Origin of the sequence: Nocardia sp. (genome assembly GCF_025465275.1) — a bacterium.
Taxonomy (GTDB): domain Bacteria; phylum Actinomycetota; class Actinomycetes; order Mycobacteriales; family Mycobacteriaceae; genus Nocardia.
The window spans coordinates 1-21,030 of the sequence record NZ_JAODNK010000034.1 but is presented as its reverse complement, the minus strand read 5'-3'; the positions used below and the strand labels follow the sequence as shown (position 1 = coordinate 21,030).

General features: G+C 64.6%; 20 protein-coding genes. 8 read left to right on the top strand and 12 right to left on the bottom strand.

The genetic code is table 11. The annotated features are described in order from the left end of the window. Window positions 1–450, bottom strand: coding sequence for an HIT family protein (locus JWN03_RS08465; protein WP_297612221.1), 450 nt, complete (start codon window positions 448–450; stop codon window positions 1–3). A gap of 495 nt (window positions 451–945) precedes the next feature. Beyond that, window positions 946–1,818: an alpha/beta fold hydrolase gene (locus JWN03_RS08460; RefSeq protein WP_297612218.1), complete on the bottom strand. Its 873-nt coding sequence runs from the start codon at window positions 1,816–1,818 to the stop codon at window positions 946–948. Window positions 1,819–1,915: 97 nt separating this feature from the next. Here JWN03_RS08460 and JWN03_RS08455 point away from each other — a divergent pair, with 97 nt between their 5' ends. Then, window positions 1,916–2,332: a winged helix-turn-helix transcriptional regulator gene (locus JWN03_RS08455; protein WP_297612215.1), complete on the top strand. Its 417-nt coding sequence runs from the start codon at window positions 1,916–1,918 to the stop codon at window positions 2,330–2,332. A gap of 104 nt (window positions 2,333–2,436) precedes the next feature. Here JWN03_RS08455 and JWN03_RS08450 read toward each other — a convergent pair whose 3' ends face one another. Further along, window positions 2,437–2,898, bottom strand: a complete 462-nt coding sequence (locus JWN03_RS08450) for a MarR family winged helix-turn-helix transcriptional regulator (protein WP_297612212.1) — start codon at window positions 2,896–2,898, stop codon at window positions 2,437–2,439. Between the two features lie 98 nt (window positions 2,899–2,996). On the opposite strand from JWN03_RS08450, the gene JWN03_RS08445 reads away from it, so the two are divergent. Next, entirely contained in the window at window positions 2,997–3,488 is a 492-nt protein-coding gene (locus JWN03_RS08445) for a methyltransferase family protein (protein WP_297612209.1), read from the top strand. A gap of 123 nt (window positions 3,489–3,611) precedes the next feature. Here JWN03_RS08445 and JWN03_RS08440 read toward each other — a convergent pair whose 3' ends face one another. After that, window positions 3,612–4,703, bottom strand: coding sequence for a protein kinase family protein (locus tag JWN03_RS08440; RefSeq protein WP_297612206.1), 1,092 nt, complete (start codon window positions 4,701–4,703; stop codon window positions 3,612–3,614). 469 nt (window positions 4,704–5,172) lie between these two features. On the opposite strand from JWN03_RS08440, the gene JWN03_RS08435 reads away from it, so the two are divergent. After that, window positions 5,173–6,063 (top strand): class I SAM-dependent methyltransferase, encoded by an 891-nt coding sequence (locus tag JWN03_RS08435; RefSeq protein ID WP_297612203.1) that lies wholly within the window; start codon window positions 5,173–5,175, stop codon window positions 6,061–6,063. A 382-nt stretch (window positions 6,064–6,445) separates the two neighbouring features. Here JWN03_RS08435 and JWN03_RS08430 read toward each other — a convergent pair whose 3' ends face one another. Both JWN03_RS08430 and JWN03_RS08425 read right to left on the bottom strand, forming a co-directional pair. Continuing rightward, a complete protein-coding gene (locus tag JWN03_RS08430; protein ID WP_297612201.1) occupies window positions 6,446–6,880 on the bottom strand; it encodes a GH-E family nuclease in 435 nt (144 codons plus the stop codon). A 511-nt stretch (window positions 6,881–7,391) separates the two neighbouring features. Next, window positions 7,392–7,982 carry a TetR family transcriptional regulator gene (locus tag JWN03_RS08425; protein ID WP_297612198.1) on the bottom strand — a complete coding sequence of 197 codons (591 nt, stop codon included), beginning with the start codon at window positions 7,980–7,982 and terminating at the stop codon, window positions 7,392–7,394. Between the two features lie 123 nt (window positions 7,983–8,105). Here JWN03_RS08425 and JWN03_RS08420 point away from each other — a divergent pair, with 123 nt between their 5' ends. Then, window positions 8,106–9,077 carry an SDR family oxidoreductase gene (locus JWN03_RS08420; protein ID WP_297612195.1) on the top strand — a complete coding sequence of 324 codons (972 nt, stop codon included), beginning with the start codon at window positions 8,106–8,108 and terminating at the stop codon, window positions 9,075–9,077. A 247-nt stretch (window positions 9,078–9,324) separates the two neighbouring features. On the opposite strand, the gene JWN03_RS08415 is transcribed toward JWN03_RS08420, so the two are convergent. Next, complete coding sequence (locus tag JWN03_RS08415) at window positions 9,325–10,272, bottom strand: decaprenyl-phosphate phosphoribosyltransferase (protein ID WP_297612192.1); 948 nt, start codon at window positions 10,270–10,272, stop codon at window positions 9,325–9,327. A gap of 375 nt (window positions 10,273–10,647) precedes the next feature. On the opposite strand from JWN03_RS08415, the gene JWN03_RS08410 reads away from it, so the two are divergent. Further along, entirely contained in the window at window positions 10,648–12,144 is a 1,497-nt protein-coding gene (locus tag JWN03_RS08410; protein WP_297612189.1) for a TY-Chap domain-containing protein, read from the top strand. Window positions 12,145–12,228: 84 nt separating this feature from the next. Here the strand turns inward: JWN03_RS08410 and JWN03_RS08405 are convergent, their stop codons facing one another. Both JWN03_RS08405 and JWN03_RS08400 read right to left on the bottom strand, forming a co-directional pair. Next, entirely contained in the window at window positions 12,229–13,389 is a 1,161-nt protein-coding gene (locus tag JWN03_RS08405; RefSeq protein WP_297612187.1) for an IS110 family transposase, read from the bottom strand. 336 nt (window positions 13,390–13,725) lie between these two features. Next, window positions 13,726–14,481: a MerR family transcriptional regulator gene (locus JWN03_RS08400; RefSeq protein WP_297612185.1), complete on the bottom strand. Its 756-nt coding sequence runs from the start codon at window positions 14,479–14,481 to the stop codon at window positions 13,726–13,728. A gap of 336 nt (window positions 14,482–14,817) precedes the next feature. Here JWN03_RS08400 and JWN03_RS08395 point away from each other — a divergent pair, with 336 nt between their 5' ends. After that, window positions 14,818–15,153: a hypothetical protein gene (locus JWN03_RS08395; RefSeq protein ID WP_297612183.1), complete on the top strand. Its 336-nt coding sequence runs from the start codon at window positions 14,818–14,820 to the stop codon at window positions 15,151–15,153. Between the two features lie 239 nt (window positions 15,154–15,392). Here the strand turns inward: JWN03_RS08395 and JWN03_RS08390 are convergent, their stop codons facing one another. Both JWN03_RS08390 and JWN03_RS08385 read right to left on the bottom strand, forming a co-directional pair. Beyond that, on the bottom strand, window positions 15,393–15,845 hold the full coding sequence (locus tag JWN03_RS08390; RefSeq protein WP_297612181.1) for a DUF4279 domain-containing protein: 453 nt from the start codon (window positions 15,843–15,845) through the stop codon (window positions 15,393–15,395). Between the two features lie 366 nt (window positions 15,846–16,211). After that, window positions 16,212–17,561, bottom strand: coding sequence for a serine hydrolase domain-containing protein (locus JWN03_RS08385; RefSeq protein ID WP_297612179.1), 1,350 nt, complete (start codon window positions 17,559–17,561; stop codon window positions 16,212–16,214). Between the two features lie 345 nt (window positions 17,562–17,906). Here JWN03_RS08385 and JWN03_RS08380 point away from each other — a divergent pair, with 345 nt between their 5' ends. Beyond that, complete coding sequence (locus tag JWN03_RS08380; protein WP_297612176.1) at window positions 17,907–19,088, top strand: DUF3089 domain-containing protein; 1,182 nt, start codon at window positions 17,907–17,909, stop codon at window positions 19,086–19,088. A gap of 393 nt (window positions 19,089–19,481) precedes the next feature. On the opposite strand, the gene JWN03_RS08375 is transcribed toward JWN03_RS08380, so the two are convergent. Beyond that, on the bottom strand, window positions 19,482–20,222 hold the full coding sequence (locus JWN03_RS08375; protein ID WP_297612174.1) for an SDR family oxidoreductase: 741 nt from the start codon (window positions 20,220–20,222) through the stop codon (window positions 19,482–19,484). Between the two features lie 59 nt (window positions 20,223–20,281). On the opposite strand from JWN03_RS08375, the gene JWN03_RS08370 reads away from it, so the two are divergent. Further along, complete coding sequence (locus JWN03_RS08370; RefSeq protein ID WP_297612172.1) at window positions 20,282–20,848, top strand: TetR/AcrR family transcriptional regulator; 567 nt, start codon at window positions 20,282–20,284, stop codon at window positions 20,846–20,848. Window positions 20,849–21,030: the final 182 nt, after the last annotated feature.

Genomic DNA, 21,030 nt, shown 5'->3' with positions numbered 1-21,030 from the left:
CTAGAGCGGCACCTCGATCTGCGTGAAATGTGCGGCGAGCCGTTCGCACAGCACGGCCAACATTGATTCATCGACATGCGGCCCATCGCTCCAGGAGCAGAACCAGCTCACGGTGTCGGGAGTGCCTGCGGGGCGGACAAACACATGCTGATGGAAGTGCGCGACGCTGCGTCCCGCGATCGCCGAGAACACGTAATCAGGGGACAGTTCGGTGCGCAGCGCGTATGCCGCACGGCGAACCGCCCACCCGGTTGAAGCACCCTCGGCATCGCTCAGATCAGCCAAGGTCGGTGCGTGACGGACGGTTTCGACGAACAAGTAGCCGGGCATCGGCACACCCTCGGAGAGTGGACGGTGCGTCACTATCACCAAATCATCGGCGTAGATCACCGGGCCGACCAAGCGGCCTATGCCGCGATGCTTTTCACAGATCAGACACTCATTCCCCACCCCGCGACTGTATCGACAAACGCACTACTTTGCCGCGGAGCGCGCTGTCCGAACGGGCCAACTACGAAGCTGAGCGCGACGTAGGCATTGGACTTGACCGCGTGGTCGACGATCAGCCCGCCAAGAATTCGAGGCGGTTGCCGACCGGGTCAGTGGTGTGGAATCGACGCCGCCCCGGAATCTCAGCCGGGTCGGCCCAATGGATTTCGTGGCCGGCAGCAGTGACCGCACTCGCGACCATGTCGATATTCGCGACGAAGGCGGGGTGGGCTTTGCGTGCGCCCCCGGCCGATTGAAGCAGGTTCCACTGAACGCACTAACCTGCCGCGAGGTGCGCGATTCGAATCGGCCGGACGTTCGGACCGAAGATCAACGGGTCCAATGCTTTTGGAGCTCGGTCAAATTCGATCGGCAGACCGAACAGTTGGCAGGCTGCGACCTGAGTGCTCGCTATACCGGGGATGCCCCCCCATGAGGCGCTTTGCGGTTGCGTAGTCAGGCGGGTCGTTCGGCGGCGAGGAAGGGCACCATGAGGTTGAGCAGTTCGTGCGGTCGGTCCAGCGGGATGATGTGACCGCAATCCGGAATGACGTGTCCTGCCAGGTCATCGGTGATGGGGCGTAGCTGCCGCTCGAGCGCGTCGCCGACCGGGTGGGCGCCGATCGCCAGGGTGGGTGTGGTGAGCCGGTCGGCCGCCACGGCGAGATCGAGCTGGTGGGCGCTGGTCGGCAGTGCGCGGTAATAAGAAAACGCGCAACGCAGAGCATCATCTCCGATATAGGCATCGACGAACGCGTCGTGGATATCTGCCCGCACGCCCCGGCCACGGGTCCCAGTGGTGAGAAACCATTCGATATACCGCGCCTCGTGGCCGAGCAGGACCGTTTCGGCGAGACCGGGGACGCTGTGGAATCCGAACCACCACGGCGGACCCGCGACGAGGAAGTCCTCGGCGCCGGGGAGCGTGCCCAGCAGTGCTTCCATGACCACCAGCCGTCGTACCCGGTCGGGGTGCCGCAGGGCGAGCAGGACCGCGACCGGGGTGCCGGCATCGATCGCGACCACGGCCGCGGTGGATTCGCCGAGGGCATCGAGGATCCCGGCGATATCGGCGGCCAGCGTGCCGGCGTCGTAGCCCTCCGACGGACGGCTGGTGGCGCCGAACCCGCGTAGGTCCGGGGCGATCACCCGGTAATGCCCGGACAACGGGCCGATGATCTCGCTCCACAGTCGCCAGGTGTGCGGAAAGCCGTGCAGCAGAACGACAGCGGGGCCGGAGCCGGCAATGGCGACATTGGCGCGGATGCCGTTGGTCTCGATCTGGCGCAGCTCGATTGGGGCGGTGTGGAGCGGTGGCGTGTGGGCCATGGGACCTCCATATGGTTACCTTTGGTTACCAGGGAACGGTAGGTAATGTCAGTTACGCTGCCAAGACGGCACGTTGACTACAGGTGGTGAGGTCCAGGTGACTACTCGATCAGCGCACGCGACGACGCCGGTTCGCGGTGATCTGTTCGATTGCCAATGCCCGACACGTCAGTTGCTGGACCGCATCGGCACAAAGTGGACGTCGATGGCGGTCAAGGTCCTCGCGCAGGCCGCTCCGGGTGAGGTGCGGTTTGCCGAACTGCGGCGGCGGATGCCCGGTGTATCCCAGAAGATGCTGTCGGTGACCCTGCACAACCTGGTCCGGGACGGTCTGGTCACCCGCCGAGTGGAGCCGACAGTGCCACCGCGCGTGCACTATCGGCTCACCGAACTGGGCTTGTCCCTGGAGGTCCCATTGGCGGCACTACGCACCTGGGCCGAAGATCATATGGCGGAGATCGACCGCGCCGGCGCCGTCAACGACGCACAAGCCGACCCAACCGCCAGCGAATAGCTGGCCAACACACGCTCATGCCGCTGCTGAATTGCCGATTATGTGATGTCACAGAAGTTGGGTACGGCTATGTGGATATCTGTTCCAGGCGACTCGGTTCGGAATCATTTCTTACCGGGGATTTCCGGGGTCCATGCCGGAGTTGCGCTTGCGTCCTGGAGGGCGGCGGCGAGTGCGCCTTCGATATCACCGTGAAGTCCAGCGTCGCGTAGCCGGACCAGCCAAGCCCGGTCGATGTCGGCGACAGCCTTGCGGGCGGTGCGGACAGCACGCTGGCCTTTGCCGGTCAGAACGATCAGCCGCGCCCGCCCATCCGCCGGATCAGGCTGGCGCGCAAGGTAACCCAGCTCGATCATGCCGGCGACGAGTTCGCCCATGGATTGATGAGTGATACCGGCGCGGGCGGCCAGCGTAGTGAGCCGGGTGCCTTCGAGATCGAGGTTGTAGAACACCGGATGATGAGCGGCGGTGATATCGGGATAGCCGGCAGCGTGCAGCGTCGCGATGAGTTCGCTGACGATGGCCGCGCTGATGCCGCGCAGCAACGCAATGAGCGGCCGGTTCATTGTTGACACCTCTCGACTTCGTGCGGGTTCACACCTCGACAGTATGCAGGTTACCTGCCTATAGTTAGGCAGGTAACCTGCATAACAAGGTGGTCGCCATGCGCAAACCCAGTGCCGCCGTCGGTACCGTCGCCTTCTTCGTCCTCGCCCCCGGTACCGTCACCGGCCTCATTCCCTGGTGGATCTCACGCTGGGAATTCCACCAGGCCTGGCTCGTCGCGCGGATCCTCGGCGTCCTCGTCATCGCCGCGGGACTGATCCCCCTCATCAGCGCCTTCATCGAATTCGCTCGCGCCGCCGGCACACCCGCGCCGCTGGCACCCACCGAAACCCTCGTCGTGAGCGGCTTCAACCGCTACGTGCGCAACCCCATGTATCTCGGCGTCGTCGCCGTCATCGCCGGCCAATCACTGCTGCTGGGCCAGTTCGCCCTGTTGGGTTATTCCGTGCTTGTGTGGGCCGCCACCGCCCTGTTCGTCCTGACCTATGAACAACCCACTCTCGCCGCCCGATACGGCGCGCGGTACGAGCGCTACCGCGCTGCAGTCCCGGCCTGGCTGCCCCGGCTACACCCCTGGCACGCAGAGTGAACTCGGACAAGCAGTTCCGCTCGCGCCAAGACAGACAACCGATCCGTGTGCAGGCCACGTATGGTGCGAATGCACGCACATGCCGATTACAAGATATTCAGGCTGTCTGTGATCCCCCCTGCGTTATGCGGTCGGTCGTCTAACGCAGGGGCTCCGAATGGCTTGGCCGTCCAGCAGGCGGCGGATCTCCTCGTCCGGATACGGGGTACTCCGGCTCTCCTGCTGGAACGCACGCGTGAAAGCGGACATCGCCGCGGCGATCGGCGCGTGCCGGGTGAGGACCGTGGCGGCTCCCGCGGGGATGCCCTCTGGCGGCTTGCCCTCGGCGATGACGCGCACCATCGCGGCGCGTGTATCCCGGCCTTCCAGCCCGTACAGGGCGGTGAGCAGCCAGTTCACCAGATAGGTGGCAGTGAAGCCGAGGTCATAGCTCTGGTTCTGGTCGAAGAACGCAGCCTCCTCCGGCGAGAGGTCGAACCCGGAGGAGAGCGAGAGGCCGTAGTCGCCGAAATAGAGGCGTAGACCGTCGGTCAAGATGTTCCAGAAGTGCGCGTCGATGTGCAGCAGCCCACGGCTGTTCATGAACGCGGTACCGGCGGCCAGTTCCCGCTCCACCATGGCGCACGCCCGGTCGGAGGCCTCGCCGCCCGCCTCGATCTGGGCGTTCAGCCACTCGTGCAGGGTCTGTGGGATGTACTCGAGGAACAGCGCGATGCTCGCCGAAGAGTCCCGGACGGCCTCGATTCGGTGGCGTACTTGCGGTCGGCCGTTCCAGTAGGCGACGGTGCGGTCGATGTCGGCGAGCTCGGTCGGCAGCGGCGTCGTGTCCGGCAACACCCGCCAGTGGTACATCAGCGGGAAGCCTTCGTGTTCGGCGGCGAGCACCCAGTTCGTTGTCATGGTGTGCACGGCGAGCTCGCGCCAGGCTCCGAAGCCCGCCCCGCCGATGAGACCGACACCGTAATGGTAGAACAGCGGCAAGTCGAAGAGGTTCGCCGTGGACCGGACGTGCTCGGGCTGTCGTTCCAGGTCGGTGAGGGGTACTCGTTTCACGAAGACCGGGGTTCCGGCGATCTCCAGCAGCGCCGACTTCCCGCCGATACCAACGCCGAGCGGTGTGGCAGCATCCACGAGATCGCGCAACGCATGATCGCTGTGCAGCGCCAGGGCCGTGGAAACGGCGCCGTGGACGTGCAGGCGTTCCGGGCGCGACATGTCACGGATCGTCGCCGCGCCAGGTGAGGAGGACCTCACTGCGTCGGGGAAGTTCGCTGTGACCTTCATGTGAGCGCCGACCTCGATTCAGCCATGGCCACGCGGTCGTGCCGGCAGCCTCCGGAGCGGGAAGGAGGTCGGCCCGGGGCAGCACCCGGTGGCGGTCCTGGCTTGTCCCCCGGAACCGCACTCTACGTCACCATCTCCACGTAAAGCCCTGTGCGGCAGTGCACTACACCGTAACCGTCTTGAACCTGGGCGCTGATACCCAGGAATCCGAACGCACGCTAATGGCGCGTACCGCGCTGTTCAATGCGGTCACTTGGCTTCTCGGAAGATCAAAGCTCGAGCGACTCCCGGCCGTCGGCAGTGCGCGCTCATGCCCATGGCGCGCTGATCGAACCGGCCAGCGCGGGGCGGCGGAAGATCAAGTGGCCGTGTCTATCCGTTCGTGAGTAGCTTCTTGAGTATGGACAATGAGGGACCCAGCCGGACAGCGCTCGTGACTGCTTACGCGCGTGCCTATCATCAAATTGTCGACCGGCCAAGGATTCTCACCGATCCACTGGCGGCACGCCTGCTTGGTGTCACCGTGGATGAGCTGACCGAATTGGGCCGGCCCGCAGAGGATCGTCCCGGTAGCGGTGCCGACCAGGGAATTCTGCGGCTGGGTGTCAGTGATCGGCCGCGCCGCCTGTTCTTTGCTGCTCGTGCGCGTTTCGCCGAGGATCGTGTGGCCGTAGCCGTCGCTGCCGGCGTGCGACAGGTCGTGATCCTCGGCGCGGGCCTGGATACCTTCGCCTACCGCAACCCGCATCCCGGCCTGCGTGTATTCGAGGTCGACCATCCCGCTACCCAAGCGTGGAAACACCAACGCCTCGCCGCATCCGGTGTCGACCTGCCTGAGCGGTTGACTTTCGTGCCGGTCGACTTCGAAACCGACACACTGGCAACACGATTGGAGGCCGCCGGATTCAGCCGGACCGATCCGACTGTATTCGTGTGGCTCGGTGTCGTCTTCTATCTGACCCCGGACGCCGCCCGCACCACCCTCGAATACATTGCTGGGCAATCCGAGCCGGTCGAGGTGATCTTCGACTACCTGCAGCCAGGGGACACCGACGAGGATCGTGCGAAGATGCAGGCGCGCGCAAATCGGGCAACAGCTGTCGGGGAACCCTGGTTCAGCTACTTCACTCCCGGCGAGATCGCCGCACAGTTACGCAAGCTCGGCTTCACCGACGTCGAAGACCATTCCGCTACAGACCTCATCACGGGGTACCTCGATGGATCCGCGGAATTCGAGGCCGAACCACCTCAAGCACTGCGCCCGGTCCGCGTACTACGGGCGAGCCGCTGAAGATTCCCCGGCAAGCTCCTTGCCCCGGATCATCGACAACCAGCGCAGACCCACCCGGGATAAGACTATTCGCCTTGGGCACGTTGGGATCTCGATAGACGTCACGACGTCCCCTCATCGATCGCACCGGATCAGCAAGAAGTCGAGGTATCCGCACGCTGCGGAAGCCGGACGAGCCGTGCGACGGCTGGATGCACTGCCCCGCGCGCCCGACTGCCAATGCCAGCATGAGTGGCCGCGGCTAACCCATATGCAGTCGAAGGGGTAGAAGCTGACTACATGCGGAAGCGTGAGCGCTCATGCCGCTGACCGCGCTGACTGAACCCGCCAGCCCGGCATCTCGGAAGATCGCCGGGCACCGAACTCCCGACCGCGATTCGATCTACTCCCAATCGTGGCTGGCGTTGCAGGATCGGCATTCCAGCCGTAGGTTGACCAGGTTGTTGTACGCCGCCTTGGCTTCGGCGGGGGTGGTCACGGCCGCGGTCTTGAGGTGGTCCCGCCATTTCTGGACGTGGCCCAGTTCGATGCCGCTCTCGGTGCACCCGTTGCCGCAGGCCTCGCACTGGTAGATCCGCAACTGCCGCTGCGGATTCCACGGATCGGCTACCGCCTGGAATTTGCGGTTGCTGAGCATGAAGATCCGGGTGTCCCGGGTAGCGCGCAGCTGACCAGGATCGGTGTACCAGGCCGGTTTCGTCAGGCCGTTGACGTAGGCGTCCACGGTGGCCTGCACGACTGCGGCGTCCGGAACCCAGGACACGTCGAACGAGATGTCCTCGGGCAGTGCGATCTGATTTTGGTAGCTAGCCTTCATCGGGCCGCCCCTTCTGAAGAGTGTGTAGAAGGGTGGATGCGCGCGTTCCCACCAACTTCTGATGATACTTGCGCCACAACATCATTCGGCGCACTTTGGAGCGGAGCGGCTCCCACCCGAGGCCGGAGGGACCTCCGAACGATCAAGGCGCCGAGCCGATTTCACCCGCTCCGGTGACCGCCCTCGCGGCTTCGAGTATGCGGGTCCAGAACCAAGCGCAGTGTAGACAGGGCGTCGCGTCGGGCGCGGTGGTTGATGTTCCCGACGACTTCGCTGAGCTGAACCAATCGGCACTCGAAGATCTCGCAGGGGCGGACCTGTGGCTACTAGTGTCCAAGCGAACTGACGAGGATCTCGTGACCCTCTGGGGCGGCTAGCCCCCGAACGCACTCATCTGCCGCGCGTTGGTCGGCCACCTAAAATGGTTGGCTGACAGCGCTTCTCAATGCCCGCACATAGCCGAGTGGCGCTGTTCGACCTGGCCACGCGGGCGAGACCGCAACGGGCTGTATCAGCGTTCGGGGCCGGTGCGGGTCGGCAGGCCGGCCGCGGAGAGACTTCGTAGATCGTCGAAAGCCTGGGAGAGATGTACGTCCAAACTCTGTGCGGAGTCGTCGATCCAGGCTTGAACCGCGTGCTGATAAGCGGCCCAGCCGGTTCGGGCGGCGAGGCCTGCCAGTCCGTCGCCGACACCGCGCTGTCGCAGCGCCGTGGCAACAGCGTCTGTGAGGCTGGCATGTTTGGCCAGATCACGTTCGCGTAGTGCCGGAGTCATCGCGATGATTTGTCGCCGTGGTTCGGAGAACGGGCGGTTGTTCTCCAGGTTCCGCGCGGATCTCCGGAAGGTGTACAGCAGTATGTCGAACGGCTCCAGTCCCTCGGGTGCTTCGGCGATCGCCTGCATCAGCGCGGCACGTAAATCGGCTTCGCCATCGAAGAGTACCTCGCGCTTGTCGGGGAAGTGCCGGAAGAAGGTGCGCTCGTTGAGCCCGGCCCGGCCCGCGATCTCCGCCGCCGTGGTCTGGTCGAACCCTTGTTCCTGATACAGCTCCAGGGCCGCCTGTTGAAGGCGGCGACGCGCTTCGGCTCCGCTGCGTGGCATTCTCCGATCCTACGGCGATGTGTCAGTGACTGGCGTCACGTTGCGTCAGTCACTGGCGCTAAGCGTAGAGTCAGTCACTGGCGCTACTTAGCGCCAGTCACTGGCGTCAACTAGGAGCGTTTCATGCATGTCTTCGTCACCGGTGGCACCGGCCAGACCGGCCCGGCCGTTATCGCCGAGCTCATCGCGGCCGGTCACACCGTCACCGGCCTGGCCCGTTCGGACGCCGCCGCCGCTCTGGTGGAATCGCTGGGCGCCACACCGCACCGTGGCTCCCTGGACGATCTCGACAGCCTGCGCCGTGGCGCGCAAGCCGCCGACGGCGTCCTGCACATGGCCTACGGCGGCGGCGACTACGCCAATCCGGACGACCTCATCCGCCGCGACTGCTCTGCGATCGAGACGCTCGGGCAGGCGTTGGCTGGGTCCGGTAGGCCGCTCGTCAGCACGTCGGGCACGTTGGTGACCAGAGCCGGGCGAGTCAGCACCGAGCAGGACGCTCCGGATCCCGATTCGATTGCCGCCTTTCGTATCCCGGGCGAGCAGGCCTGCCTGGACTTCGCCGACCACGGTGTCCGAGCCAGCGTCGTGCGACTCGCACCGACCGTGCACGGCCCCCGCGACCACGGGTTCATTCCGGCTCTCATCGCGGCCGCACGCAGGGCGGGCGTCTCGGCCTACATCGGTGACGGAGCCAATCGCTGGCCGGCCATCCACCGCCGCGACGCCGCCCGCATTTTCCGGTTGGCGTTGGAGAAAGCTCCCGGCGGCAGCGTGCTGCACGGCGTCGGTGAAAGCGCTGTCACGATCAAGAGCATCGCCGATCAAATCGCACGGATGCTCGAAATCCACACCGCCTCAATGACTCTCGAAAAGTCCATCGAACACCTCGGAAACCCGTTCCTGGCCCGATTCTTCTCCCTCGACGTTCCGGTCTCCAGCGAACGCACCCAAGCACTCCTGGGCTGGACACCGCAGCACGCAACCTTGCTCGAGGATCTACAGACCGGCGACTACTCCGATCCAGTGGCCAGCAAACGCGCCGAGGAGATCTGGCTGCCGCACCACAACCCGAATGAGCACAGTCACAGCTGATGGGTACACCCGAAGACACACTCCCAGACGGAAGGTCCACGACTGAAACGCAATTCTATGCCGCGGAAGATCAACTGCCCGTGCCGCTCCGAAGTCGGCGGAACGTCCTCTTCTGCCGCGACCTGCGCGTTGGTCGGCCGTCCAAATTGGTTGGCGGACAGCACTTCCTGGTGCGCGCTCATGCCGATTCCAGGTTGTCGGTGACAGGAGGTCCGCTCGCAGTGCGGCCAGCCGCCAGGTGGTCTGCTCAGGTGAGGTAGACGGCCACACCGATTGCTGCGGCACACGCCAGGGCCAATACCTGCAGAGTGCGGTCACCCAGCACGATCTCTTCGGGTTCGCCGGCTCCGGCCCCATCGACGTCGACCGCGTAACGCAGGATGCAGATCGTGAAGGGAATCATCGAGACTGCGAACCACGGGTTGTCCTTGTGATCAGCCTCGAACGCCCACAGCCCGTAGAAGACAACGACCGCCGTGCCTGACAGGGTCCAGACGAAACGCAGATAGGTGGGTGTGTAGTACTGCAGCGACTTGCGGATCTTGGCTCCGGTGTCGAGGGCGATCTTCAACTCGGCGTAGCGCTTGCCCGCGGCCATGAACAGCGAGCCGAAGGCCGCGATGAGCAGGAACCATTGCGACAGATGAATATTGGCCGCCGCACCACCGGCGACCGCGCGCAGTAGGAAGCCCGACGACACGATGCAGATGTCGAGCACCGCCTGATGCTTGAGCGCGAAGCAGTACGCGAGCTGGATGCCGATGTAGACCCCCATCACCACGGCCAGCTGCCACGTCGCCACGAACGAGAGGAGGATCGCGCCGACCAACAGCACCACCGACAGCACATAGGCGAGATTCACGGGAACCACACCAGCGGCGATCGGCCGGAAGCGTTTGGTCGGATGAGCCCGGTCGGCCTCGATGTCGAGGGAATCGTTGACCAGGTAGATGCCCGAGGCTGCCAGGCAGAACACCACGAACGCGATGCCGATGTGTAGGTCGCGGGTGAGGTCGGAGACGGCAAAGGTATCGGTACCCGGAATCGTCCCCGCGGCCAGCGGTGCCGCCAATACCAGGACGTTCTTCACCCATTGACGTGGCCGCACAGCCTTGGCCAGGCCGCCGGCCAGGGTCCTGGGCGGTCCGGTGAGGACGGCCTCGTCGAGTTCGATGGTGGTCGGCTCTTCGCTCATATCAACGTGACTGCTTCCTATGCGGCGGACGAATCTCGTTCAGCGGCTGGCACTATGCTTCGACGGCACCACGGTTGTGACGACCGCAACACCTCCGTCGACATACTCGCAGAGACCCGCTCGTGTGTCTCGGGTCAATCTTTCGGCAGGATCCGACGGACCTCTGATGACAACGAGACCAGCGACGCGACCCAACATCCGAACCCGCACCGCTGACCGCGCTGACCGAACCGGACAGCGTGAGTACCGGAAGATCAACTGCAACTGCCGATCCGGGGCCGGCCGAACGCACCATATTGCCGAATTGAGCGCGTGTTCCCCCGAGGCAACTACTGACCGTCCCGGATGTCGGCCCTGTCCGTTACCTTCAGCCCCGTGAATAATGCCGAACAGGCCGATACTCCCACGGAGGTCGAGCACCCTCGGCCGGGGGATACCGGTTACTCCACCTTCCTCTCCGCACTTCCCCACCTTCTTCGCACCCAGATGGATTCGTGGTCGTGCACCGAGATCGACCGTCTGGTTTCCGTATTGGGATGGCCTGCGCAGCAGACGAACCCGCGCGAAAATGTACGGATCGGTATCGAAGCCGATGGAATCGAAGTCGTCCTCAGGGCAGACACCACCTACTTCGACATGGATCCGGACCGGTGGGGGTTCGGCGAATTCGGGCGGATCTCACTGTCGCAGTCGCTGAACGGCGATGTCGGCGCGGTCGCGTACCGTGCCGCACTACAAACCTGCGTCGAGGAGCTCGGGCCGCCCTCGCTTGTCGGAGGCCCTGGCGCACTGGCCATCTGGCGTGGTCCGCAGACAACCCTGACATTATCGAGCACGTCATGGCTGTCGTTGGATATCGAGCCGACCGAGCCGACCGAAAGCTACCGATACTGGGAGTGGAAGTGGGGTGATGACTGGTCGGCAGATGATGCGTGGATGGTCGTTCCGAACATGCGCGACACCCGGTTCGGTTTGCCGCAGTGGTGGCACCCTGAACCGGCCGCCTCCACCTGGGCGGACTTCGAGGATCACCTGGATACGCTCACACACTCGCTGCTGACAGATCTACCGCTACTGCATCCGTATGCCACCGAGATCACCTGGTCGCTGTCGGCGCCGACAAGCCGCTCCGTTCAATGCTGGTTCAGCCCCGACGGTGTGCGAGTCGGAACGTGGCGAACAGGGGAATCCGATTGGACGACAACAATATTCTCGACCGGTCTCGAGTCAGCCGACGCCGCCTCAGATGCCATCAAGACCGCCGTCCGCGGATTGGACGTGGCCTCACCCACCGATCTGCGCCTGGACGCTTCCTGTCGCACTGGACGTCAACGACTCGCTACGATCCGGCTCGGCGTGCGCGAGCATCGACCGACCACGGTTCTGAGCCCTGCGGCGGATCCACTCTCTGATCTATCCGCGCAGCCTGCTGTTCCCCCCGTCGATTGGGCCGCGTTCACGCCCCGCTTGGCGCTGGTGCTGCAAGCGATGCCCGACTACGGGGTCCTGATCATCGAGGCACCCGGTAATCGATACGCCCAGTTCGCTCGCACCGGAAACGAACTCGAAGCCGAGATCGTAGGCCAGCACTACCTCGCAGATACAACGCAGCTGACAGCAGCCGACGTCACGGCGATGACCGAGTCCGGCTGGGACCTTCCCGACGGCGACGCCGAAAACTGGCATCGCGAGATCCACGTCGCCACTGACACCGACCGATATCTGGAACTCGCAGGATTCGTCACCGACGCGCTATCGCGGATACTGCGGGTCGAGCTACCCACCGACCTGGAGGTGTCAGCGTTCAGCAATGGTCACGACTGTTTCGACCCCGAAACAGCGGCCCTCGGCATCCGCTCCCGAGCCGAGTAACCCCCGCACACGAAAAGCCCTTATGAAAATCAACTGGCCGTAGATATCGAGACCAACGGACGCACGCTTATGGCGCCCCTTTAGTCAAGACGTCGATGCGGTTGCGGGGTTACCCTGTTTGGTGGGTTCGGGATGTGGCTTGTCCGAAGGATCGGTGCGCGGGTTGAAACCGGTCACGTTGGAGTCAGTAGTCGTTCCCGATTGCCCTCCCGGGCCTGCGAATTCGCGTCTGTCCTGGTCAGCGACCATGCGTGTGTAAACGGCATTCGACAGCCGACGTTTCAACGCCCGCAACGCTTCCATCGAGGTCTTGCCGACCAATCGTTTGCGGTCGTAGTAAGCGCGACCGACGGTGCGGTGACGCAGCTGGACCACGGCCATGATGTGCAGGACCCGGTTGATCTTGCGGTTGCCGGAGCGGGAAAGCCGGTGCCGCTGTTGATCACCGGAGGAGGCATCCAGGGGTGCGGTCCCGTTCCAGGACGCGAAGCGGTCCCTGGTCGCGAAGCGGTGGATATCGCCGGTGTCGGCGAGAAGTCGTGCGGCGCTGGAAGGTCCGATGCCGTTGAGGTCCATCAATGTCGAGCCGCGGTCGGTGATCAGACTCCGCAGCTCTTTGTCGGCGGCTTTGATCCTGCCGTCGATGACCTCGAGTTCGTCGATCTGCTCGACCACCAGCCGTTTCTGGACCAGCGCGACCGGATCGGCGGCGGTGATCGAGGTCAGCAGCACGCGGGCTTGTTTGGCGGTGAGGAACTTCTTCGCTCCGCCGGGGATCAAATCCAGTAGCAGTCGATGGATGCGGTTGACTGTCTGGGTGCGGGTGCGGCCGAGTTCGTCGCGGCGGTCGGCCAGCAGACCCAACGCGATCAATTCCGGATCGGCGGTGATCCGGCGCAGGTTCGGTGCCCGCAGCGCTGCCAGTGCGACCGAGTGCGCATCGACCGGGTCGGTTTTGCGGCCGTTGCCGGTGGAGAAGACCCGCACCTGCGCGGAGAGTTTCGCCGGCACGTCGATGACAGTTTCCCCGTCGTGGACCAGGCGGTGCGCCAGGTGCCGGCCGATGCCGTTGCAGCCTTCGACCGCCCACACCCGGTCGAGGAAACCTCTTCCCACAGTGAGCATTTGCGTGTAGCCGGGTTTGTCGGTCGCGTATCTGCCACCGACCAATGTCTTCCCGGTCGGATCGATGATGTCGATGGTGGCCGAGCGTTTGGTTGGGTCCATACCGATGATGACGGTCATCGCCTGTTCCTCCCGACGCGGTTTTCGGTGTCCGTGCACGGGGAGGGCACCGCTACTTCGAGCCGGGGCATGCCCCTTTTCAGCCACTCCCGCACGGCACCCGGTGGGAGGCAAGCCATGAGTGAGCCACACCGATCCTGCTGGCGGGCAGCCGCATAGGAGAGCATCCCACCGGGCACCTGGACCAGGCCCTGGCCAGGACCTAGCCCTACTCACCATTGTCTCGGTAGCCGAATGCAGGATGTTCTGGTAGGTGATGCGCGTGATGCCCTAGGCGCACCACCTACCCGACCTACCCCAGGCCCGACCGCCTACAGGCTTGTGCCTTGAAATCGGCTATCGGCGTGAGGCATTCGCAGCCGTGATGAACTCGAGCTGCGCAGGCGAGGGGCCACAGACTTCACCCTGGCTCCGGTCGGCGTCACCGGTGTACATCCGGTTCATGCTGTCGCGCAGCCCAGCGTCCCCGCCGTGGAATCCCTCCAACAACTGCATCCACCGCGCCGCCAGCTGCTGGGCCTGCACCGATGTTGGGTCCATTCCCGCCGCGATCGCTGCATCGACCTGCGGGATCAGCTCACCCCATGCGGATTCGGCGCGCTGGATGTGCTGTTCACCGAGTTCCTCCCGACGCTGGGCGAGCTGCGCCAACTGCTCCTGTGTGAAGTACTGCTCGAGAATTTCGTCGACCATAACGGTCCTCCTGATCAATTCCAGGAAGCGATCCGCGGATGTGTCCGGTCGGCTCTGTGCGGTCGCGGCCAGCGTCGCCACCAGGGCGTGAAGTTCCCGAGTCGCGACCAGCTGAGCGGCCAGGTAATCGCGGTGTGTGGCCAGCACCTGCGACATCGACACAGTGCCCGCGAGCAACTCGGCGATCTGATCCAGGCTCAGACCCAGCTGGCGCAGGGCAAGAACCTGATATAGACGCTCGACATCGGCCTCGGTATACAACCGATGACCGGTGCCGCTGCGTTTCGCTGGACACACCAGTCCGATGCGGTCGTAGTGGTGCAGCGCCCGCACCGTCAATCCGGCCTCGGCCGCGAGCTCACCGACCTTCCACACCGGTTCGGTTCCCCGCACGTTCATCCGCTTCCACTCACTTCCACCGACGCGCCTCGCGCCGGCATCGACGACGCTAAGACCTGACGTTACGTCAGGAGCAAGCCCGATTCCTTCGCCGAATCCAAGGCAGTGGTTGTCACCGTGATCGGTCTCTTCGCGGAACTACGCCCCCGCCGCAAGTAAGTCGGCACCGACTGCACTGCACCGGTTCGACCTACCACGAACGTCCGCACATGCCGCATAGCGCGCTGCCGGTGACGGCTGCCGTGTGGAGTTGGAAGGCCAACGGGCACAGTGCCGTACGGCCTACTGCTGCCCGCCGGAATCGCGTTCGCAGGGCCTCGTCGGTAGGGTCCGGCCATGACATCCAACTTGGCCGTGGGCGACAAGTGTGAACTACCGGCCACCGCTGCCTACTGGCTTTGCGATGAGCCACAACCGGGGTTGGTCCTTGTCGAGTTCGTCGATGCTCTTGGTCGCCCCCACTGGCTGATCGACAAGTGTGCGATCTTCGGAGCCGACCTGTTGCCGACATCGACCTACCCGCGCCCCACGGGAATTCGGTGTGCAATCGAGGAGATCAACGGCGAGATCGCCACGGTCAGCCCCTGGTGGACGATCAGTCGAAGAGGCATACCCTTCGCCTTCGATGTCCGGCTGGATGTTCTCATTCCGGTGACCACCGACTGGCAATGAGCCGGGGCCGACAACGAACAATCGACTGACGACCATCCGCTACTGCCGCATAGTGCGCTGACCGGACCGGCCAACGTGGGCAGGCTGAAGATCAACGAGCCGAGCCGATCTGAGGCCAACGGAACGTCCGCAACTGCCTGCGAGTTCAGGCGGTCATCGCAACACTCCGGCGAGTCTTGTTATGTATGGGCGCCCGTCGGCCTTCTACCATCGCCACCCGCGGCGGTCGAACACCGATCTCAGCAATCCTTCACCGCTGCGGGCGGATACAGGTCGAGCACGATGTCGAGGCCCAACGCGGCCAGATCAGCGACCAGACCGCCAGGCAGCACACAGCCGCCCTGACCGTTGCCACTGCCGAAGCCTAGAAACAGGTCCATCTCGCAGTCGACGGACAAGCGAGCCAACTCCTCACGACACCCACCCACGAGTCCGACCAGCGCCCGGACATGGTCCGCGAGGTCGCTGTCGTTGGTCAGTCCGCTTTGCCGAATCCACACGCTGCTCTTCCGTCGAGCGCTGGCCGGATTTCGGGGACTCATCAGGCTGCCGCGCTCGAACTGCCGGTCCGCCGTGATGCCCAGACGAGCCGAGATCTCGCTCGCGCTGACCGTCTCACTGCAGATCCGGATCGACCCTGTCGACCACTTCATGTCCTCCGACAGCGGCGGTACCTTCACATCTGCTGACACGCCGTTACCATCGCAGATTGGCCTGCATCCCGCGAACCTATTTCCTTACAGCTCGCAGAAGGATCCCCGCGAATCCCGGTGCGCACCCGCTCGCCGAACGCACTCAATTGCCGCTTCCCGCGCGGTTCGAAACGGCCACGCTGCCCGTCCGAAGATCAACGTGCTGAGTCCATCTCGGTCGTCGACAAGGCACTAAACTGCCGCATACCGCGCTGTTCGGAACGGCCAGTGCGGCACCTCGGAAGATCAACTGGCCGTGCTCATCCGAGGCCGGCCGAACGCACCATATTGCCGATGGCAGAGCATGTTGCCGCCACTGCGCTCTTCCGGCGCGGACGCGGCAACATCGCCAGTAACGTCCAGGAACTAGAGCCGCTCACACGCGACATTCCGCCCGTTCTGGGTGAACGTGAGAGTGCCGCCCTCCACGCGCAATGTCGTGTTGGTCGTGACCGAAGCGAACATCGGAGCCCGGTCGCCGTTCGTTCCGGTGAACGCGAACGCTATCGGTGGCTGCCCGGCGAACGTGACCTGCAGGTCATAACCGGCTGTCGCGATCGCCAGCTCGAATCCTGCACGTAACCGGTAGCGGCCCGCGAACTCCGCGAGCGTGGACTCGGCGGGCAGCTCACGGTCGTCTACACCGATCGGGCAGTCCGGCCATTCGTGCGCCTGCGCGATTGCGGCGAACGCGCGTTGCACCACATAGGTTCCGAGGTCGCTGTTGGTCATCACGACCGCGCCGGCGCCGATGTCTCGATAGGCCAGCAGGTGGCACCGGAAGCCTTCGTTCGCGCCGCTGTGCCCGAACCTCGCGGGCCCGCTGGTGGATAGGCACGGGCCCAGGCCCATCGCGTCCAGCCCGCCGATCGGGTCCGTCTCTGGCGAGAGCATCTGCGGGGTCAGCATTTCGCGCGCGAGCCGCCGCGAGATCAGCCCTCCAGGCACGCCCGCGTAGGCGGCCCGCACCGCGAGCACGTACCTGCACAAGTCGCTCGGTGTCGTCCACAGCCCGGCGGTTGCCATCTCGGGGTGGACACGCCAACCACCCGTGACGACATCGCCGGTGACGCCATGCCCGGATGCCAGCGCCCCGTGCAGATCCGACCGTGGCGGCTGGGTGTAATCGCTGTCGGCCATGCCGATCGGATCGAGCACGAGCTCACGCATCAGCGCCGGAAACGGTGTGCCGGTGACGTCTTCGAGTAGCAGCTGAATCGCGAGCGTTCCGCCGCCGGAATAGCGGAACTGTGTGCCGGGGACGGTGTCCACGCGGACGCCGACCGTATTCGCCGGATGCATCCCGCGCAGGATCTGCACGGTGGTCGGCAGATCGTCGGTGCGCAAATAGCCGGGGAACCCCGACGTGGTCAAACCCGCGGAATGACTTGCCAGCTGGCGCAGCGTCACCACCGGCTGCCAATCGTTGTTGCGCGGCAGCCGCCACGAGCGAAGCTTGTCGTTGATATCGGCGTCCAAGTCGAGCATGCCGCGATCGACCAGTCTCAGCATCGCCAGCGTCGCAACCGGTTTGCTGATCGAGCACGCCTGAAATCTCGTCGTGCTCGTCACCAGCGCGGCCTCGCCGGCCGTCTGCACACCGGACACCTCGACGTGTGCGATGTGGTCCCCGACGATTACAGCCCAGCTGGCTCCGGGCACGCCGAACTGCTCGCGCGCCTCTTCGACGGCAGCACCGTACGTGGGCTCACTCACCTCGGTCCCTTCGGCAGTCGGAGTCGCCACATCTTGCGGTCAGCTGCGACGGCATATCAAGAACAACTATTGCGTGGGCTGACTGCCACCGCCACACAAGTGCACGATAATGCCGCGACCCGCGCGTTGGTCGGCTGTCCAAACTGGTTGGCCGACAGCGGCTTCCCAACGCACGCTTCTGCCGATTAGCGGTCACCCCTTTATGGGGGTAGTAGCACCTGCCTGACAGATGATGTGATCTAGCTCTCTCGCCGGTGCTGGTGTAACTCGTGTAACTCGCGCTGCCGTCCGGGGTGTGGGGTGGCGGTTCTGCCACCGAAGGCTCGCGAAAGGGGCTGATGCGCAATGGGGCGTGTGGCGATATGGCGGATCACGGTGGCTGTGGTGGTGGCGCTGGCATGTACGGGTATGGGTGCTGGGTCGGCAGGGGCGGTACTCGGCCACAGCCCAGCCGGCGCCGATCGGGGCCCGGCGACTGCGTGGTTGTGCAACCCGGCGATGGTCACCGACCCGTGCAATCTGCCGGGCGACACCACCGATCTGCGCACCGGCCAGGTCGCGGACCCGCCGCCGGTCACCGCTGCGGATAGACCCGTCGATTGCTTCTACGTCTACCCGACCGTGACCAACCAGCCCGCGCTCATCGCGGATCTGGGCACCGACCCGGTCACGACCGCGATCGCCGAACTCCAGGCTGCCAGGTTCGGTAGTCAGTGCCGGATGTTCGCGCCGATCTACCGCCAGGCCACGCTGTTCGGGCTGACTCCGGCCCTGCTCGATACCGATATCCTCGCCCCGGCTTACGCCGATGTGCTCAATGCGTGGAACGACTACCTCGCCCACGACAACCACGGCCGTGGCGTGATCCTCATCGGCCACTCGCAAGGCACCATGATGCTGCGCAAACTGATTCGTGAACAGATCGACCCCGATCCGGCACTGCGCGCGCAACTCGTGGGAGCTCTCCTGCTGGGAGGCAACGTCAAGACCGCACCCGCGAGCACTGTCGGTGGTGACTTCCAGAACATCCCGTTGTGCACACAGCAGGGTGAATCCGGTTGCGTGATCGCCTACTCGACCACGATCGCCGACCCCGCCGTGTCGATCTTCGGTAACAGCACGCTCGACCCCTTGTCACATTGGATGGGGCTGCCCATCGGGCCGCAATACCAAGTCGCTTGCACCGACCCCGCCGTACTCAGCGGAGACAACGAAGCTGTCGGGCTGACACTTCCCTCGGCGCCCTTTGCCCCAGGAATCATCTCCGCACTCTTGGGATACAGCGCGTTCCCTCGCGGACTTCCGACGTCGGCATCCACCTGGACGACCGCGGAACAGTCCTTCACCGGTCAATGCGTCGATGCCAATGGATACCGGCTCTACCAATTCCAAGCGACCGACCCCGCCGGGCAACGCCTCAACGAAATCCCGCTGTTCGAAACACATCTGGTCGATATGAACGTCGGACTCGACCGCCTCGTCAGCATCGCTCACCAACAAACAATCAACTGGCTTGCCCACCGATAACACGCAAGCAAGGCCATAGCACCGTCCTGTAATGCCGCATAGTGCGCTGTTCGAACCGGCCATGCGGCACGCCCGAAGATCAACGCACAGAGATCATCTCGGCTAGCAGAACACACTGAACTGCCGAATGCGGTGCGTTTCGAACCTGCCCGAGCCGGGGTACAGCTGCGGGGCTCGTCATACTCCCCCGGATGCGCGACAGCCACCATGAAGCGCCACGGGAGTGCCGAGGGATCAGGTCAGCTGCTCCGGGAAGGTTTCCTCTGCTGTCTCGACGAGACGCATATCGTCAGCCGTCAGGCCTGAAATCGACGACCGGCGATCCGACGGATTCGGGTGCCGCACAATCGCTTCCGGTTTGCCCGATCCCGCGCATGGCCAGGACTGGGTCGCTCAGCCCTGGCGGGTCGGTCGTATGGTCAGGTCCCCGATTTCGACGTCGTCGGGTTGGTCGATCGCGAAGGCAATCGCCCGAGCCACTGCTATGGGGTCGATACCGAGATCTGCCATGTTCTCCTTGACCTGTGCGCGGACGGCCGGGTCGTCGACGGCGTTGTCGACCAGTTCGGTGCGGACGTAGCCGGGGGAGATCGACGTCGTCCGCAGCACCCCGTCGGTGCTCTCCTGCCGCAGGCCCTCCAGGAGGGTGCGGACCGCGTTCTTCGTTCCCGCGTATACCGCTTGGGTAGGGACGATCTTCAGGCCGGAGGTCGAGACGACGGTGACGAGGTGCCCACTGCCCTGACTGCGGAACACCGGTAGAGCCGCAGCGATCCCGTGCAGGATCCCCTTGACGTTCACGTCAACCATCGCCGACCAGCCCCCGATGTCCAAGTCGGCAACGGGGCTGATTCTGCTGATCCCGGCGTTGCCCACCAGGACGTCCAGACTGCCGAAACGGTCGACGGCGACGGTAACGAGCGATCGGAGGTCTTCGGGATCGGTGACGTCCACGCGCGTGGCGGCTGCCCGCCCGCCGGCGGCTTCGATTTCGGCGACCAGCCGGTCCAGTCGGTCGGTGCGGCGGGCGCCGAGCACGACAGCCGCACCGAGTGCGGCGAGGTGACGGGCTGTTGCTTCACCGATTCCGCTGCTGGCACCGGTGATGGCGACGACCTTGCCCTGAATGGTCATGAGGATCCTCCGGCTATTGTGGACACATGTCCGTTTACCCAGACGACCTTAGCGGACAAGTGTCCGCTTCTGTCAAGAGCGGCGGAACGCGGCGTGCGGACGCACAGCGCAACCGCGACCTGATCCTGCAAGCGGCACGCGATCTCGTGCACCAGCCGGGAGAGCTGAAACTCAACGCGGTCGCGAAAGCCTGCGGTATCGGACAGGGCACGTTGTATCGCCACTTCCCGACACGCGAGGACCTGCTCGCCGAGGTATACCGCCATGAGGTGGAAGAGTTGGTCGCCGAGGCTCCACGCCTGCTGGCAACGCACCAGCCGCTCGATGCACTGGCGGCGTGGTTCGGCCGGGTCGCCGCCTACGCGCGGGTCAAGCGCGACGTGTTCGCCGCCTTCGAGGCAGCGACGTGGCGCGACCTCGCTGGCCACAGCCTCGGCCCGATCGGCGAAGCGGTAGAACTACTGCTGGCCGCCGGTCGCTCCGACGGCAGTGTCCGTGCTGACGCCGAAGTCCGCGACGTCATCGTGCTCATCAGCTGGCTGCCACGGCTGGATGACGCCGAACTCGACGCGCGAGGACCGCGGTTGCTGTCGATTCTCGTCGACGGTCTCCGCGCGCGCCGCTGATGAAGCGGATACGCCGTGGAGGCAGCAGTTGCGGCTGGTTACGAACGTCCTGTATTGCCGCGTTGCGCGCTGTTTGAGTCGGCCACATGGCACGCCCGCAGATCAACGGGCCGAGATCATCTCGGGCAACCGCGGGCCACGGGCCGTGCGTGTTCATGCCGAATTGCGTGCACAAGGAGCGA